The organism is Salmonella sp. K21076 (genome assembly GCF_039650795.1).
GTDB classification, from domain to species: Bacteria; Pseudomonadota; Gammaproteobacteria; order Enterobacterales; family Enterobacteriaceae; genus Salmonella; species Salmonella enterica.
Genome location: NZ_JBCLYA010000025.1, coordinates 1 through 15,585, shown reverse-complemented (window position 1 = coordinate 15,585; position 15,585 = coordinate 1). Strand labels below are relative to the sequence as shown.

The 15,585-nt window shown below is 52.2% G+C and carries 15 protein-coding genes and 2 pseudogenes; 7 read left to right on the top strand and 10 right to left on the bottom strand.

Going from position 1 to position 15,585, the window contains the following annotated elements; all coding sequences use genetic code 11:
- Positions 1 to 168 precede the first annotated feature (168 nt).
- Positions 169 to 336 carry a ribosome modulation factor gene (gene rmf, locus AAYN39_RS09175; protein WP_001764860.1) on the top strand — a complete coding sequence of 56 codons (168 nt, stop codon included), beginning with the start codon at positions 169 to 171 and terminating at the stop codon, positions 334 to 336.
- 99 nt (positions 337 to 435) lie between these two features.
- Here rmf and fabA read toward each other — a convergent pair whose 3' ends face one another.
- Positions 436 to 954 carry a bifunctional 3-hydroxydecanoyl-ACP dehydratase/trans-2-decenoyl-ACP isomerase gene (fabA, locus tag AAYN39_RS09170; protein ID WP_000227928.1) on the bottom strand — a complete coding sequence of 173 codons (519 nt, stop codon included), beginning with the start codon at positions 952 to 954 and terminating at the stop codon, positions 436 to 438.
- 68 nt (positions 955 to 1,022) lie between these two features.
- Entirely contained in the window at positions 1,023 to 2,783 is a 1,761-nt protein-coding gene (locus tag AAYN39_RS09165) for a Lon protease family protein (RefSeq protein ID WP_000156455.1), read from the bottom strand.
- A gap of 185 nt (positions 2,784 to 2,968) precedes the next feature.
- On the opposite strand from AAYN39_RS09165, the gene matP reads away from it, so the two are divergent.
- Positions 2,969 to 3,421: a macrodomain Ter protein MatP gene (gene matP, locus AAYN39_RS09160; RefSeq protein ID WP_000877174.1), complete on the top strand. Its 453-nt coding sequence runs from the start codon at positions 2,969 to 2,971 to the stop codon at positions 3,419 to 3,421.
- Positions 3,422 to 3,492: 71 nt separating this feature from the next.
- Here matP and ompA read toward each other — a convergent pair whose 3' ends face one another.
- Together ompA and sulA are read right to left on the bottom strand one after the other, a co-directional pair.
- Positions 3,493 to 4,545, bottom strand: coding sequence for a porin OmpA (ompA, locus tag AAYN39_RS09155; RefSeq protein WP_010989142.1), 1,053 nt, complete (start codon positions 4,543 to 4,545; stop codon positions 3,493 to 3,495).
- Positions 4,546 to 4,899: 354 nt separating this feature from the next.
- A complete protein-coding gene (gene sulA / locus AAYN39_RS09150) occupies positions 4,900 to 5,409 on the bottom strand; it encodes an SOS-induced cell division inhibitor SulA (RefSeq protein WP_000288732.1) in 510 nt (169 codons plus the stop codon).
- Between the two features lie 216 nt (positions 5,410 to 5,625).
- On the opposite strand from sulA, the gene AAYN39_RS09145 reads away from it, so the two are divergent.
- Positions 5,626 to 6,231: a TfoX/Sxy family DNA transformation protein gene (locus AAYN39_RS09145; protein WP_001202371.1), complete on the top strand. Its 606-nt coding sequence runs from the start codon at positions 5,626 to 5,628 to the stop codon at positions 6,229 to 6,231.
- Here the strand turns inward: AAYN39_RS09145 and yccS are convergent.
- Positions 6,218 to 8,371: a YccS family putative transporter gene (gene yccS, locus AAYN39_RS09140; RefSeq protein ID WP_000950867.1), complete on the bottom strand. Its 2,154-nt coding sequence runs from the start codon at positions 8,369 to 8,371 to the stop codon at positions 6,218 to 6,220. The genes AAYN39_RS09145 and yccS overlap by 14 nt on opposite strands.
- A gap of 18 nt (positions 8,372 to 8,389) precedes the next feature.
- Entirely contained in the window at positions 8,390 to 8,836 is a 447-nt protein-coding gene (locus AAYN39_RS09135) for a YccF domain-containing protein (protein ID WP_001261222.1), read from the bottom strand.
- A gap of 123 nt (positions 8,837 to 8,959) precedes the next feature.
- On the opposite strand from AAYN39_RS09135, the gene helD reads away from it, so the two are divergent.
- Positions 8,960 to 11,014, top strand: a complete 2,055-nt coding sequence (gene helD, locus AAYN39_RS09130) for a DNA helicase IV (RefSeq protein ID WP_000420526.1) — start codon at positions 8,960 to 8,962, stop codon at positions 11,012 to 11,014.
- A 35-nt stretch (positions 11,015 to 11,049) separates the two neighbouring features.
- On the opposite strand, the gene mgsA is transcribed toward helD, so the two are convergent.
- Positions 11,050 to 11,508 carry a methylglyoxal synthase gene (gene mgsA, locus AAYN39_RS09125; RefSeq protein WP_000424187.1) on the bottom strand — a complete coding sequence of 153 codons (459 nt, stop codon included), beginning with the start codon at positions 11,506 to 11,508 and terminating at the stop codon, positions 11,050 to 11,052.
- 94 nt (positions 11,509 to 11,602) lie between these two features.
- Entirely contained in the window at positions 11,603 to 12,265 is a 663-nt protein-coding gene (locus AAYN39_RS09120) for a DUF2057 family protein (RefSeq protein WP_000847719.1), read from the bottom strand.
- 173 nt (positions 12,266 to 12,438) lie between these two features.
- Between AAYN39_RS09120 and AAYN39_RS09115 the strand changes: the two genes are divergently transcribed.
- The gene (locus AAYN39_RS09115; RefSeq protein ID WP_001537782.1) at positions 12,439 to 12,852 is read left to right on the top strand and encodes a CoA-binding protein; all 414 of its coding nucleotides are present in this window, start codon (positions 12,439 to 12,441) and stop codon (positions 12,850 to 12,852) included.
- A 44-nt stretch (positions 12,853 to 12,896) separates the two neighbouring features.
- Here the strand turns inward: AAYN39_RS09115 and hspQ are convergent, their stop codons facing one another.
- A complete protein-coding gene (gene hspQ / locus AAYN39_RS09110; RefSeq protein WP_000561983.1) occupies positions 12,897 to 13,214 on the bottom strand; it encodes a heat shock protein HspQ in 318 nt (105 codons plus the stop codon).
- 57 nt (positions 13,215 to 13,271) lie between these two features.
- Positions 13,272 to 14,483, bottom strand: coding sequence for a 23S rRNA (cytosine(1962)-C(5))-methyltransferase RlmI (rlmI, locus tag AAYN39_RS09105; RefSeq protein ID WP_000140485.1), 1,212 nt, complete (start codon positions 14,481 to 14,483; stop codon positions 13,272 to 13,274).
- 214 nt (positions 14,484 to 14,697) lie between these two features.
- Here rlmI and AAYN39_RS09100 point away from each other — a divergent pair.
- Together AAYN39_RS09100 and AAYN39_RS09095 are read left to right on the top strand one after the other, a co-directional pair.
- Positions 14,698 to 15,245: pseudogene (locus AAYN39_RS09100) on the top strand (YbhB/YbcL family Raf kinase inhibitor-like protein).
- 25 nt (positions 15,246 to 15,270) lie between these two features.
- A pseudogene (locus AAYN39_RS09095) lies at positions 15,271 to 15,471 on the top strand (AraC family transcriptional regulator); the annotation flags it as partial.
- Positions 15,472 to 15,585 lie beyond the last annotated feature (114 nt).

Sequence of the window (15,585 nt, the reverse complement as noted above, 5' to 3'; positions counted from 1 at the left end):
CTCACATTTTTTGTACAAATGATTTACCGTATAGCTCACAAATATGACATTGGTGTGAATTTTGCGCATTGACGGGCGATCCATTTAGAGGTATTCGTGTAGTGTGATTGCACATTTTGTAATCACTGTTTTCTTTTCCACCAGATACAAATATGAGGGAAACGAGGCATGAGGAGACAAAAACGAGATCGCCTGGAACGGGCACATCAACGTGGATATCAGGCCGGCATCGCCGGACGATCAAAAGAAATGTGTCCCTATCAGACGCTGAATCAACGGTCATACTGGTTGGGAGGTTGGCGACAAGCCATGGAGGACAGGGCGGTAATGGCCTGATTCTGTCTCTTTAGAAAAAGAAACCTCCGCAGTGCGGAGGTTTCGCCTTTATGGGCTTTGCAAGCATGATACCGATAGCGCGGAATATCAATTCAACACTTAGAACGCGGAAGTATCCTGGAACAAACCGACTTTCAAATCGTGTGCGGTATAGATCAGACGACCATCCACCAGAACCTCACCGTCCGCCAGGCCCATGATCAGGCGACGGTTTACGATACGTTTAAAATGAATGCGATAGGTGACTTTCCTGGCTGTCGGCAGAACCTGACCGGTAAATTTCACTTCGCCCACGCCCAGAGCGCGGCCTTTGCCTTCGCCGCCCAACCAGCCCAGGTAGAATCCCACCAATTGCCACATAGCATCCAGACCCAGACAACCGGGCATCACCGGATCGCCGATAAAGTGGCATCCGAAGAACCATAGATCCGGATTGATATCCAGCTCGGCTTCGACATAGCCTTTGTCGAAATTGCCGCCCGTTTCGGTCATCTTAACGACGCGGTCCATCATCAGCATGTTCGGCGCAGGGAGTTGCGGCCCTTTAGCGCCAAACAGTTCACCACGACCAGAGGCAAGAAGGTCTTCTTTTGTATAGGATTCGCGTTTATCTACCATGTTTTATGTAAACCTTATTTTATTGAAGCACGCAGGATAGCTAACACGTGTACGCTGAACAAGTCCGATCAGTTCGGAATAAAAGCGTTCAGCCAACGTAATGGCCACGGGAAACGATGACGGCCTTCCTGTTGCGTCGCCTGCGCGATACGCTCCTGGATAGTCTGCATCAACGTCGTTTGACCTTCGCCATCCCACACCAGATTTAACAGTAGCGGTAAGGCGTCGGTCACGTCGTCTACCGCCCAGATAGTGAACTTCTCTTCTTTAACCGCTTGCAGCAGTTCAGATTTAAGACTGAGATGGCGGACATTGGCGGCAGGGATAATCACGCCCTGTTTACCGTTTAATTCCCGCTGCTCGCAGATGGCGAAGAAACCTTCAATTTTTTCGTTTAGCCCGCCCACTGGTTGCGCGCGACCAAACTGATCGACCGAGCCGGTAATCGCAATATTTTGATTCACTGGCACATTGGCCAGCGCGCTGATGAGCGCACATAATTCCGCCATTGAGGCGCTATCGCCATCCACTTCGCTGTAGGACTGCTCAAAGGTTAACGAGGCAGAGAAGGGAATTTGTTGCTCCAGCTGCAACTCCGACATCAGGAAGGCCTGCATAATCATCATTCCCTTAGCGTGGATATTTCCGCCAAGTTCGGCCTTGCGCTCAATATCGTTAAATTCGCCATCGCCGATATGCACAACACAGCTAATTCGCGACGGTTCGCCAAAGGCGCGCGGATGTCCGGGAAACTCAATGACGGAAAGCGCATTGATTTGTCCAACGCGTTCGCCTTCGGTTTCAATCAGGATCTGCTCTTGCAGAATCTCGCCTTGCATCCGCTCCGCCAGAAAGCCTTCTCGCCATTCGCGTCGGGCAAGCATCAGACTGAGCGCTTCTGCGCCGCAGGTATCGCCTTCGCATAAAGGCGACGCCTCCTTAAACTGGCGGGCTATCCACAGTGGGCAAAGAGGCAGCGTATCCTGTTCGCCGGTATAGCGCACAGCCTCGCGTATCAGGACGGGCCAGGCGTCCGGTGCCGGAGGGGGCAAATTATCGCGTAAAGCGATACGCGTCACCCATTGACACCACAGGGTCATAGCTTCTGCGTCCGCTATCTGTAAATTGTCTTCAAATTCACTGTAGATAGCCTGTTCCGCGAGCTCCGGTTCCATCTCCTGAAAATCAGCCAGTGATTCACGTTCGCCAACCAGAATCACCTTCAGTTTGAGCGGCATTGATGGCACGGAGACCGGTAATGGACGCGACTCGTCAAAGGCCACCCAGTCAAAACGCTCGCGGCTAACGATGGCTTTCAGACGCATCCATAGTAACGGCTGCGCCAGAAGGGTTCGTAAGGAAATAATCAGCACGCCGCCGTTCGCCTGATGAACCAGTCCCGGTTGCAGGGTAATGTCGCCGTTATACTGCCGCAGGCAACCAAAGAGCTGTTCGGCTTCGACCCAGTCAGCGCTGACGACTTGTGTGACGGTGGCAAAGTTGTCTTGCGCATTCTGCGCGGCGCGGTAATGAACAGTATGCCCGGAAACGTCATAATGTCCGCCGGTTAATTGTCCGGCATCGGTTTGCAGAGCGCGGACGGCATCTGAAAGTAAAGTGAGATACTCTTGCTCTTCAGGCGCTTTAGTCAGCATAAAAGAGGATGATGCCCACGGCTGTATAAGTTGCTCAAGCGCAAATTGCAGTCGTGGCTGAGTATCACTGAGTAAGGTGTCGTTTTCGTCAGTCGCGTGTGGCTGTGCAAATATCTCCTGATAGCTTTCGCTATCCGGAACCAGATCACGCCATGCAAGTTTCGTAATGGTCAAAGTTGAGGTTTTTTAGTCTGTTGTAAAAGGGGGGATTATAGCCTAACCCGTCACGCTGCACACGCGGAAAGCGAATGCAAAGTAATATGAAGACGTGTAACCATTCACAGGTTCGAGATTCTTTTCTTCAGATGGCTAAAAAACTGATATTCTGATAACAGTTACACGGTAACATTGGGATCACAATGAAATATCAACAACTTGAAAATCTTGAAAGCGGTTGGAAATGGAAATATCTGGTGAAAAAGCACCGCGAAGGGGAGTTGATCACCCGCTACGTGGAAGCCAGTGCTGCCCAGGAAGCCGTCAATTTGTTGTTGGCCCTCGAAAATGAACCGGTGCGGGTAAATGTCTGGATAGACAGGCATATGAATCCTGCCTTGCTTAATCGGATGAGACAAACCATTCGGGCAAGACGCAAACGACACTTCAATGCGGAGCATCAGCATACGCGCAAAAAATCTATCGATTTAGAGTTTATGGTCTGGCAGCGTCTGGCGGGCCTTGCGCAGCGACGCGGTAAAACATTATCCGAAACGATTGTGCAACTGATAGAAGACGCGGAGCATAAAGAGAAATATGCCACGCAAATGACCACGTTAAAGCAGGATTTACAGGCGTTATTAGGCAAGAAGTAACGCTGAAAGGCGTTGCCACCCAGACCAGAGCAAAAAACCCCGCGAAGCGGGGTTTTTTATCAGACGGAAACTTAAGCCTGCGGCTGAGTTACCACGTCTTTAACGCCTTTAACTTCGATCTCTACACGACGATCCGGAGCCAGGCAATCGATCAGGGCAGCGCGAGGTTTCACGTTGTCACAGGTGTTGCCGGTAACCGGGTTAGATTCGCCCATACCACGTGCGGAGATTTTGTCAGACGGAATACCTTTGGAGATCAGGTAATCAACAACAGACTGAGCACGTTTTTCGGACAGACCCTGGTTGTAAGCGTCAGAACCGATACGGTCAGTGAAGCCCAGAACGACAACGGAACCGTCTTTCGGATCCAGGTTGCTCAGCTGGCTGTACAGCTGATCCAGAGCCTGCTGGCCTTCCGGCTTCAGGGTCGATTTGTTGAAGTTGAACAGTACGTCAGACTTCAGAGTGAAGTGCTTGGTCTGTACTTCCGGAGCCGGAGCCGGTGCCGGAGCTACTACCGGAGCAGCTTCTTGCTGGCCGAAACGGTAGGAAACACCTACGCTCAGCAGGCCGTTGTCCGGACGGGTGCCGATGGTGTTGGCATCACCGATGTTGTTAGTCCACTGGTATTCCAGACGGGTTGCGATTTCAGGGGTGATGGCATACTCGATACCGCCCGCGAATACCGGGGAAACGCCGGTGTCGTGGTCTTTAGTAGACGCGCCGCCAGGGACGTTAGACTTGGTGTCTGCACGCCATACCATACCACCCAGACGGGTATAAACGTCCAGATCGTCAGTGATTGGATAACCCAGTTTAGCGGTCAACTGAACGCCCTGAGCTTTATAAGCGCCATTGGTGTTGTCGCCTTTGTACGGCATACGGCCTAACCAGTCGTAGCCCATTTCAAAGCCAACGTACGGGTTAACCTGGTAACCACCAAAAGCACCTGCGCCCAGTTGGTTTTCATGAGTCGGGCCATCATTGTGAATGAAGCCGGTGTCATGGTACTGAGACCAGCCCAGTTTAGCACCAGCGTACCAGGTGTTATCTTTCGGAGCGGCCTGCGCTACGGTAGCGAAACCAGCCAGTGCCACTGCAATCGCGATAGCTGTCTTTTTCATTTTTTGCGCCTCGTTATCATCCAAAATACGCCATGAATATCTCCAACGAGATAACACGGTTAAATCCTTCACCGGGGGATCTGCTCAATAGTTACTCTACCGATATCTACGGCTTATGCTGAGCACCCCTGGCGATGTAAAGTCTACAACGTAGTTGGAAACTTACAAGTGTGAACTCCGTCAGACATGTGAAAAAACATGACGGGTATACACATCATTTAACAGTTTCGGATGATAAATCGTACAGCAAAGATTGCGGAAACCGCTTCTGGCAAGCGTTCTCGCAAAAAAACGTTAGCACTCAAAGGAGATACGTTCGCGTAAAAAAAAGTCCAGGATAAATCCTAATTTTACTTAATGATACAAATTAGAGTGAATTTTTAGCCCGGAATGCTGTCTCCTGGGTAAAGCGTGCGCACGTACAGGGCGCATGATAAACCCTACCGCATTACCTACCTTCGCTGCTTCAACCAGGCTGGCATGTTCTTCTTCTGTCAGTTCTTCAGTCATCCAACCAATTACCACGCTGTAATTTCCTGTACGCAAAGCGCGGATCATCGACTCCAGCGTATGACGAGGCGCAAGCTGGCTAATTTGCATCACTTTCGTTAATGGCAAACCTGAAGACTGTACCCATTCACGGCTGAGCTTTTGCTGCGGCGTGAGCCAGAGCTGCCAGCGTGATTGTTGGCCTAACTGACGGAGTAAAGGCAAAAGCAGGAGTTGCGCCATCATGGGCTGGTCTTCGTGGTAGACAACTTCACTGACCAGTCCTGCCGCGGCATTTTCCGTAGCGGTGCGCGCAGCGTTGTGGGTAGTGGTAGGAAATGACGAAGAACGATTTGCATAACCTGAAGTGTACATAATCAATCCAGCCCTGTGAGTTACTGTATATTCATACAGTACTCCTGTGGCGATGAAAGATCAACTCTATTTTCGGAAACTGTCTCGCAATTTTTATTCTTAGTGGCGTCAAAAATAAAAATCATCTTGCTCGCGGAGTATAAGTTGCCTATTTTCGTCATTAACGGATCCGTTACTGCAAATCATTCTTTTACTTTATGATTTAAAAGGAATTTTATGAGAGCACTCTCTTATGACAGGATCTATGAATCGCAAGAATATTTGGCCTCTTTGGGGACGATCCAGTATCGATCTTTATTCGGTAGCTATAGTCTGACTGTGGAGGATACCGTCTTTGCGATGGTGGCTAATGGCGAGCTTTATCTCCGCGCCTGTGAAGAAAGCGTACCCTACTGTGTGAAGCATCCCCCCGCCTGGCTCATGTTTATGAAATGTGGACGTCCCGTTATGCTCAACTATTACCGGGTGGATGAAAGCCTGTGGCGCGATCAGCAGCAGCTGGTACGTTTATCGAAGTATTCTCTTGACGCGGCAATGAAGGAAAAACACAGCCGTATTTTACAGCACAGACTCAAAGATCTCCCCAATATGACCTTCCATCTGGAAACATTGCTCAATGAGTCAGGGATAAAGGACGAAAATATGTTACGCATACTGGGCGCGAAAATGTGCTGGTTAAGGTTGCGACAAAGCAATCCCTTGCTGACGGTGAAAGTTTTGTATGCCCTGGAAGGCGCAATTGTCGGCGTACATGAAGCGGCGCTCCCGGCGAGTCGTCGCCAGGAGCTTGCCGACTGGGCTCATTCGCTTACGGCTGGGTAATTAATGTAGAAGTCGGCGGTGAAATTTGCCGTTGCAAGCGTCCAATCTCGGGCAGTAAGGCAATGAGCAAACCAATTTGTTGAACAACCAGAGGTTCTTTGCTGTCCGGACGTGTTTCCAGCGACTGAACTCGCTGCTTTAAACCCTCCAGCGCCTGGTGTACGCGCTGTTCGTCTTCTGGCTGATGATGAAGCGCATCATCAACGTAGCAGACCGCGTCATCCAGAAGCCCCAACACGTCCGGATTGCTGAGCTTTTCGCGGTGCGCGCCGAGGGCGGAGATATAGCTGGTAAAAGTGTGATTGAGGCAAAGCAGCCTGAACGCCGCCTCCCGGGTTTCAGCCGTGACGTCGGGTTCGCTCGACATATTAGAAACCACGGATGCCAGTTCTGCATCGCGGTTGTGCGCGTCGCGTCTGGCAATGCGATAGGCCAGGCGGTTATCCCGTCCCTGATGATATTGCTCAAGGATCGCATCAAGGTAGCGGCAATTAGCATCGGTGGCGCGCTGGAGTACCCGGGGAAGGTTGCGAAAGCGCCAGTCCGGCCAAATAAAGCTGACCGCAGCCCAGGCGATAGCGCAGCCAATTAACGTGTCGATGACGCGCGGTAACGCTACCTCGAAGCCTTCGCCCAGGAGGTTAAAGCAGAGTAATACCAGCAGGGTGATGAACATCGTCGCATGGGCATACTGCACATTACGGAATGCGAAGAAAAGCACGCCGGTAATCACCAGCAGAACTAACTGTCCTTCAAGCGAAGGGACAAACCATAAAATCGGCAGGCCGATCGCAACGCCTACCAACGTACCGATAATCCTGAGCGCAAGGCGATGGCGGGTCGCGTTATAGTTAGGCTGACAAACGAACAGGCTGGTGAGCAATATCCAGTACCCGTGGCGCATCCCGGTAATTTGGATGAGAGCATAACCGATGCACAATACCAGCGACATGCGTACCGCATGGCGAAAGAGAGCGGACTCCGGGGTAAAATTACGGCTCAGACGCAGCCAGATGTCGCTAAACCCGTGCAGGCTATCGTCAGCCAACTGGTTTTCTGACTCATTGCGCGGCATTGCCTGGGCCTGCTCCGACTCGATCGTCGCCAGTTGCGCATCAATAGCGCGTAGGTTGGTTAATAAGAATCCAAGCGTATTCAGCAGCTCTAAAGAAGCGCCGCTGGCGCGCATACGTTCAAGCGCGGCGTCAATGTGGGTAAAGACGCGTTCAAAGCGCGGATCATGCTGGTACGGCGTACGCAGTAAGATACAGCGCGCCAGCTGCGTACAGGCCTGCGCCTGCATCGACATCAGACGTTGAAAGCGGAACATGACGTCGCTATGGCGAAAATAATCGCGCAGCGTCTGGTATTGAATATGCGAAGAACTGGCGCGTTCATGAATATCCTGCGCCACAAAATAGTAATGGAGAGTGCGGCGCGTACCGCGTTGACCGCGATCGCCGCGCAGGCGAGTCAACAACGACACTTTCGTTTGGTTCAGCGTCGCCATTAACTGCCCGTTCGCTAACGCTAAATCATAGAGCGGCGCCTGGCTTTCATCTTCAATATCAGGATCAAACAGACGTGATTTCAGTTCCAGATAGTGCGCCAACTGTTCGTAACTGCGTGCCAGATTATCCTGCAACGGACGGATCGGAAATAGCAGATGCCCGGTTAGCGTCAGTAGGTTATACCATACTGCGCCTGCCAGCAGGAGCAGTGGTTGCTGATACCAGTGATCGTATAAAGAAGCGCCCAGCATCGTATAAATCGCAATGAGTAACGCGCCGAACGCGATGGTGGCATAGCGTTGCCCTAGTCCTCCCAACAGAATAAATCCGCTGGTGGATAACGTTAAGCCCAACGCAAATAGCCACGGCCAGGGAAAGAGCAGCTCCACAGAAGCCGACGCGATAAAAAAGCAAATTAAGGTAATGATTAAATTACGCAAGCGTCCGGCAAGGCGGTCGTCGAGATCGGTTAGCGCCGCGGCAACCATACCGAGCGTGAGCGGGATGGTCAGTTTGACGTCGCCCAGCCACCAGGGCAGGGCGGTGGTGCCGCACAGAGCGATAAAAATGCGGATGTAATACAGCCAGGTACTGTTCCAGGTATAACGGCGAATCAACGGACTTAACATAAAGGCTATTTGTCCCGATCATTCAAAACGGCGGCGCGCGTTAGCTTCTCGCGCGGCGCGAGCGGTTTCTACAGAGACGACGCGGCGACCGACAGGCCAAAGCGCAATCGCGGCAATTTTAAAGTTCGCAATACCGACAGGTATCCCGATGATAGTGACACACTGCGCGATACCGGAGGCAATGTGCATCAGGCATAGCCACCAGCCGAAAAAAAGTAACCAGAAAATATTCAGCAAGGTACCGCCAGTATTCATTAATACGCTTTTTGCCGCCGGATTAAGTTCGTCAACGTGAATGGCTTCATTACCGTAAGGGAACAGGGACAGTTTGGTTATCTCCCAGCAGGAGCGGGTCAACGGCAGGGTAAAAATAAGCACAATACTGACCAGCGTCGCCAGCAGCCAGGCCAGCGTAGTGGCAAAGCCGCCCAGTACAAAGTTTAAAATATTCAGAACGGTACGCATAAACCCTCAGTTCATTCCGGTTTTCTATTACTGCGGGCAATTGTAACGTTTTTTTAGACTGGAGCACGTTTTCTCTGGCGGTTACACTGATAAGCACATCTTTACGTCTGGATTCGCTGAGTCATGGAACTGAAAGCAACTTCTCTTGGAAAACGTCTGGCGCAACACCCGTATGATCGTGCCGTGATCCTCAATGCTGGGGTGAAAGTGTCTGGCGACAGGCATGAATATCTTATTCCATTCAATCAGTTATTGGCGATTCACTGTAAGCGTGGGCTGGTATGGGGCGAGCTGGAGTTTGTCCTCCCGGAGGATAAAGTCGTGCGTTTGCACGGTACCGAGTGGTCGGAAACCCAGCAATTCCATCGCTATCTGGACGCGCACTGGCGTCGCTGGAGCCAGGAGATGAGTGATGTCGCCGCGCAGGCATTACAGGAGCAATGGGCGCGTATTAGTGAGCGAACGGGCGGAAACCAATGGCTTACCCGTGAACACGTTCGTGGGCTGGAACACGAAATTCGCCAGACGTTTGCCGCCTTACCGCTGCCGGTCTCACGTCTGGAGGAGTTTGCTCACTGTCGCGAGATATGGCGTAAGTGTCTGGCATGGTTACAGGATAGCGAGGGAAGTCGGCAGCAGCATAATCAGGCGTATGCTGATGCCATGCTGGAAGCGCATGCCGACTTTTTTACGCAGATAGAATCTTCTCCGCTTAATCCTTCCCAGGCCAGGGCGGTGGTTAACGGCGAATCATCGTTACTGGTACTGGCGGGCGCGGGAAGCGGTAAGACCTCGGTGCTGGTGGCGCGCGCGGGTTGGCTGTTGGCGCGCGGGCAAGCCGATGCGGGGCAAATTCTTTTACTGGCGTTTGGTCGCAAGGCGGCAGAAGAGATGGATGAGCGTATCCGCGAGCGCTTACATACGGAAGAGATTACTGCCCGTACGTTCCATTCGCTGGCGCTGTATATTATTCAGCAAGGCAGTAAAAAAGCGCCGGTTGTCAGTAAGCTGGAAAGTGACGCCACCGCGCGGCATCAGCTATTTCTGCACACCTGGCGTCAGCAGTGTAGCGAGAAAAAAGCGCAGGCCAAAGGCTGGCGTCAGTGGCTGGAAGAGGAGATGCAGTGGGTAGTGCCGGAAGGTAATTTCTGGGACGATGAGACATTGCAGCGGCGTCTGGCCCCTCGCCTGGATCGTTGGGTCAGTTTGATGCGTATGCACGGCGGCGCGCAGGCAGAAATGATCGCTGGCGCGCCAGAGGAGTGCCGCGAGCTGTTTGGCAAACGCATTAAGTTGATGGCGCCGCTGCTGAAGGCCTGGAAAAGCGCATTGAAAGCGGAAAATGCCGTTGATTTCTCCGGGCTGATCCATCAGGCAATGGTGATCCTCGAAAAAGGGCGTTTTATTAGCCCGTGGAAGCATATTCTGGTCGATGAATTTCAGGATATTTCCCCGCAACGGGCGGCGCTGTTAGAGGCGCTACGCAAGCAGAATAGCCAGACTACGCTGTTTGCCGTTGGCGATGACTGGCAGGCGATTTACCGTTTTAGCGGGGCGCAGCTCTCCTTAACGACGGCGTTTCATCAGACGTTCGGCGAGGGCGAGCATTGTCACCTGGACACCACGTACCGTTTTAACAGTCGGATTGGCGATATTGCCAATCGCTTTGTACAGCAGAATCCGCACCAACTTAAAAAACCGTTAAATAGTCTGACCCCAGGCGATAAAAAAGCGGTTACGTTATTGGATGAAAGCCAGTTGGACGCGTTACTGGATAAATTATCCGGCTATGCGAAGGAGGATGAACGTATCCTGGTGCTGGCGCGCTATCACCATCTGAAACCCGCGAGTCTACAAAAAGCGGCGACTCGCTGGCCGAAGTTACAGATAGATTTCATGACTATCCATGCCAGCAAAGGCCAACAGGCCGATTACGTGATTCTTGTCGGATTGCAGGAGGGTAACGACGGTTTCCCCGCCCCGGCGCGAGAATCCATTATGGAAAGTGCGCTTTTTCCTCAGGTTGAGGATTTTCCGGACGCTGAAGAGCGGCGTTTGTTATATGTGGCGTTGACGCGCGCGCGTGCGCGGGTCTGGCTGCTTTTCAATAAAGATAATCCCTCGCGCTTTGTGGAGGCGCTTAAACAGCTGGATGTGCCGGTGGCGAGGAAGCCCTAAAGCGCGGGCGGTATAGCATCCCGCCCGCGTAGCGGTTATTTCAGGCGCTCGGCCAGATAACGCGCATAATCCGGAATAAGAATATCTACAGCGTCATTAAAATGCGGGGACTGGATGATAAAGTCCGCCGTTGAGACATTAGTGGCGACAGGGATATTCCATACAGTGGCCAGACGCAGTAGCGCTTTGACATCGGGGTCGTGCGGTACCGCGTTAAGCGGGTCCCAGAAGAAAATCAACACGTCGATTTTCCCTTCTGAAATGAGCGCGCCAACCTGCTGGTCGCCGCCCATCGGGCCGCTCAGCATCGCATTAACGTCCATACCGGTTGCGCGCTGGATCAGATTCCCCGTGGTGCCGGTTGCATAAAGAACGTGTTTTTCCAGCAACGGCTGATGGCGTTCCACCCAGTTCATTAACATCTGTTTGCAGTGGTCGTGAGCAACCAACGCGATATGTTTGCGCGTCGGCAAGGTGCGAGTCGTCAGTTCCATAATTCGATTCCGTAGTTAACCTGTCTACAGATTACTGGAAGCGCTTGATGCTGCAAGAGAAAGACAAAAAAATTGCGCGCTGGGACAACTCATATCAAGAGGGCGGCTGTTTTTCCGCCCATTGCAGAAAATGATGGCGTGTCTGCGGGTCGGCCAGTCGGAACCAATATTTCAGCCGCTGTTCTGTCAGAGTTTGTGATTGCGGCGGTACGGTATCAAGCTCTGAGACGTCGGAAAGTAATGTGCTGTCGTCTGCCATCATCGTGGCGAACTGAGGAAGCGAGGCGCGTTTCGCCGATTTATTATAACGCTCGGTCTCTATTTCGTAATCGACCACTTTAGCCGTAGAAGTAATGGCCAGAATATCGAGTTTTACCGGAATGGGCATGGCGTCGCCGTCCAAAAGCGCCAGACGCGGCGCCGCGTTAAAATGCGAGGCTTCGCGCTCGTTTTCCAGCCGCGGGAGCTGAAAATTGACCTGACTTATCAGCTGGGTATCGAAGCTTATCACCAGCGGCGGAGAAATATAAAGCCGCTCTTCATTACCGGGCAGGCGGATGGTTTTTTCCACCCGGAAAACGAGTTGATGCGGCCCGTTTTCCAGTTCGATGCTCTCTGCGCCGCGTAATAAAGAGCTGGACACCTTTTTGCCGTCCAGCACCAGCAGATCAACCTCATTAGACAAACGGAGCGTTGTGGCAAAAACAGTCACCGGCAAACAGAGAGCAAGGAAGGTGGCTAGCGCGCCGGTTTTCATAAGGTTCTCCTGTCCAAAGGCCGTCTGGCTAATAATGTATCGAAATTTTTCTTAGATCATGTTTACTAACATATAGACATATTTTGGCGTTTTGCTCTCATACATCGGTATGGGATGAATGGTTGCTATGTCAGGTTTGTCGTACACTTTGCAAAACAGCCAGGAGAAAGATGATGAAAGAGACCGATATTGCTGATGTTTTGACGTCCACTCGCACTATCGCGCTGGTAGGTGCGAGCGATAAACCCGATCGTCCAAGCTATCGGGTAATGAAATACCTGCTTGAACAGGGCTACCATGTGATTCCGGTTGCGCCAAAAGTCGCGGGTAAGACATTGCTGGGGCAACAGGGGTATGCCACGCTGGCGGATATTCCCGAAAAAGTCGATATGGTGGATGTTTTTCGCAACTCTGAAGCTGCATGGGGCGTCGCGCAGGAAGCTATCGCCATCGGCGCAAAAACGCTGTGGCTACAGCTTGGCGTGATCAACGAACAGGCGGCGGTACTGGCGCGGGATGCAGGCATGACTGTGGTGATGGATCGCTGCCCGGCGATTGAGATCCCTCGCCTGGGGCTGGCGAAATAAAAGTTTAAATGGCCGGATATCGCTCTCCGGCCTTTTACATACAATCAGTTACGTAGTCGCGGCGCCTGAAGCTGCTTGCGAATGGTACGCGCCAGTTCATCCATCGATGGCTGTTCTGGATGCTCGTCCCGCATTTCGCTTCGCAACTGGGCCTCGGCCAGATAAGTATGCACTGGCTGACCATCATCATCTTCCATTACCACGTGGTACCACGGAGCGGCGCGAAGTTCGTCGTTAACCGCCAGTTCATCAGGCGACGGCTCATCAAGCGAATATTCCGGGTCGATATCGACGACCACTCCGAGGTAACCTAACAGGGAATGGCGGACCTGTTGGCCGATACCGAATTTGCTGGCTATCATAGTCACCTCCCGGGAAATAGATACCCTTTATATGAGGATACTATTCCACTTTTCAAGTTACATGACGCGACAGGCAAACCCTTTCAGATACAGCCCTTCCGGGTAGGTGGCGATCACCGGGTGATCGGCGGCCTGACGGAACTGCTCTATAAATTGTACATCACGACCGGCATCTATTGCGGCATCGGCAATGATTTTCTGAAATAAATCGCTGGTCATCAGTCCGGAGCAAGAGAATGTCAGCAGTATGCCGCCCGGATTGAGCAGTTGAATCGCTAACATGTTAATGTCTTTATAGCCCCGGCAGGCGCCCATTAACTGGCTTTTATTTTCGACGAATTTGGGCGGGTCCATGATGATGACGTCGAATTTTTCGCCGTGTTCACGGTAAGCGCGCAGCAACTTAAACACGTCGTCGCGCACGAATTCGGCTTTGCTCAAGTCCAGTTGGTTCAGTTCAACGTTTTGCCTGGCGATATCCAGCGCATCCTGTGAGGTATCCACGCTGACAACCTGGCGACAACCACCCATTAACGCCGACACGGCAAAACCGCCGGTATAAGAGAAGCAGTTCAGTACCCGCTGATTTTCTACGTAGCGGCGCGTCACCAGACGACTGTCGCGCTGATCAAGATAATAACCGGTTTTGTGGCCGCCCTGTATATCGACCAGCAATTTCATACCGTGTTCTTCAATTGGCAAAAGCGCAGGCGGCAGTTCGCCAGTGACCGGGCCTTGCGTCAGCGCCATCCCTTCTTTTTTCCGCACGGCGACGTCGCTGCGATCGTAAATAGCGCAATCCGGATAGCATGTTTGCAGAGCGCTAATTAATGCGGCGCGTTGATATTCGGCCCCGGCGCTGAGCAGTTGCAGCACCAAAAAATGACCAAAACGATCGATAGTGACGCCAGGCAGGCCATCGGATTCACCGGCGATCAGACGATAGCTATCCAGACCGTCTTTTTTCGCCAGCCAGTCGCGCCACTGCTGCGCCTGGCGCAGGCGGCGGGTGAAAAACGCAATATCAATGGATTCTGTTTTATCAAATGTCCAGACGCGCGCGCGGATCTGGGAGGCTGGCGACCAGGCGCCGCGTGCTAACCACTTTCCCTGATGGTCGACGATATCGATAGTTTCACCGAGGTTGGCTTTGCCTTCCAGACGGGATACGGCGCCGGAAAAGACCCATGGGTGGCGGCGGAGTAAAGATTTTTCTCGCCCTTTGCTGAGGACTAAACGGGGATATTGCGGAAATGTAGATTCAGTCATGCGGAGTAACCTCTCACAAACAGTGACGCGAGCCGGATGATAGTTCCAGCCAGGGACCGTGAAAACGAAATGGCGCGTAGGGTAGCACAGATGAGAGGGGCAATCACCAGCGTATGGCGGTGAGCGTTTCTGCACAAAATAGAATCGTAAAGGCACAGTTTCTTCAGCGGACGCTTTTTATAGTGTTATTTCTTTACATGAAGAAGGAAATACAATGAAAACAGTCTTCTCTTTGACCGCAGCCGCAATGATGGCATTGAGTGGCGGCGTATCTGCCGCGTCGGCGTTTAGCCTCAGTAGCGCGGATATTCCGGCAGATTTTCGTTTAACGCAACAGCACGTCTTTAAAGGATTTGGTTGTAGCGGAGAAAATATTTCGCCGCAGCTGAGCTGGCGCAATCCGCCTGCCGGAACCAAAAGCTACGCTATTACCGTCTTCGATCCTGATGCTCCCACCGGAAGCGGCTGGTGGCACTGGACGATGGTGAATATTCCTGCGCAGATTCACGACCTGCCGACGGGGGCTGATAAAAAACGTTACCCGCTGGAGTGGTGCAGGGACGGAATGATTTCGGTTATGCTGGCTTTGGCGGCGCCTGTCCGCCGCCGGGCGATGAGCCTCATCGCTATCAGTTTACTGTGTGGGCGCTGAATACGGCAACACTGCCGCTCGACAGTGAGTCGAGTGGCGCGTTGGTAGGGTTTATGCTTAACGCGCATGTGATTGCGAAAGCACAATTCACGGCCACATACGGAAGGTAAAACAGAGGACGGCACGGTGCAGGAGATGCATATTCGACATCAGGATCTTACGACGGCAGAGGTGCGTTCCAGTCATCTGCACCGTTTGCATCGTGTTACGCTTTTTTCCGCCGCGATCTGCCATATTACGCAGGGCAGTAAAGTCATCATTCAGGATGATAGCCGCCTTGTCGCCGGGCCTGGCGAGTTAATTATTATTCCGGCGAACACGCCGCTGGAGATTATTGTCTATGGAAAACCCCCAGCTAGGCTGGGGGTTCCGGAAAGCTTTCAGCTTTAAGCCAGTTATTAAAACCCCTTTTGATTTGTTAAAACATCTTGCGGTCTGGCAACTGCAAAA

Excerpts from the sequence above, each read along its gene's own strand:
- helD (WP_000420526.1), top strand. The coding sequence starts at position 8,960 with ATGGAACTGAAAGCAACTTCTCTTGGAAAACGTCTGGCGCAACACCCG.
- mgsA (WP_000424187.1), bottom strand. The coding sequence starts at position 11,508 with ATGGAACTGACGACTCGCACCTTGCCGACGCGCAAACATATCGCGTTG.
- rlmI (WP_000140485.1), bottom strand. The coding sequence starts at position 14,483 with ATGACTGAATCTACATTTCCGCAATATCCCCGTTTAGTCCTCAGCAAA.
- rmf (WP_001764860.1), top strand. The coding sequence starts at position 169 with ATGAGGAGACAAAAACGAGATCGCCTGGAACGGGCACATCAACGTGGA.
- AAYN39_RS09135 (WP_001261222.1), bottom strand. The coding sequence starts at position 8,836 with ATGCGTACCGTTCTGAATATTTTAAACTTTGTACTGGGCGGCTTTGCC.
- AAYN39_RS09145 (WP_001202371.1), top strand. The coding sequence starts at position 5,626 with ATGAGAGCACTCTCTTATGACAGGATCTATGAATCGCAAGAATATTTG.
- AAYN39_RS09120 (WP_000847719.1), bottom strand. The coding sequence starts at position 12,265 with ATGAAAACCGGCGCGCTAGCCACCTTCCTTGCTCTCTGTTTGCCGGTG.
- matP (WP_000877174.1), top strand. The coding sequence starts at position 2,969 with ATGAAATATCAACAACTTGAAAATCTTGAAAGCGGTTGGAAATGGAAA.
- yccS (WP_000950867.1), bottom strand. The coding sequence starts at position 8,371 with ATGTTAAGTCCGTTGATTCGCCGTTATACCTGGAACAGTACCTGGCTG.
- fabA (WP_000227928.1), bottom strand. The coding sequence starts at position 954 with ATGGTAGATAAACGCGAATCCTATACAAAAGAAGACCTTCTTGCCTCT.
- sulA (WP_000288732.1), bottom strand. The coding sequence starts at position 5,409 with ATGTACACTTCAGGTTATGCAAATCGTTCTTCGTCATTTCCTACCACT.
- hspQ (WP_000561983.1), bottom strand. The coding sequence starts at position 13,214 with ATGATAGCCAGCAAATTCGGTATCGGCCAACAGGTCCGCCATTCCCTG.
- AAYN39_RS09115 (WP_001537782.1), top strand. The coding sequence starts at position 12,439 with ATGAAAGAGACCGATATTGCTGATGTTTTGACGTCCACTCGCACTATC.
- ompA (WP_010989142.1), bottom strand. The coding sequence starts at position 4,545 with ATGAAAAAGACAGCTATCGCGATTGCAGTGGCACTGGCTGGTTTCGCT.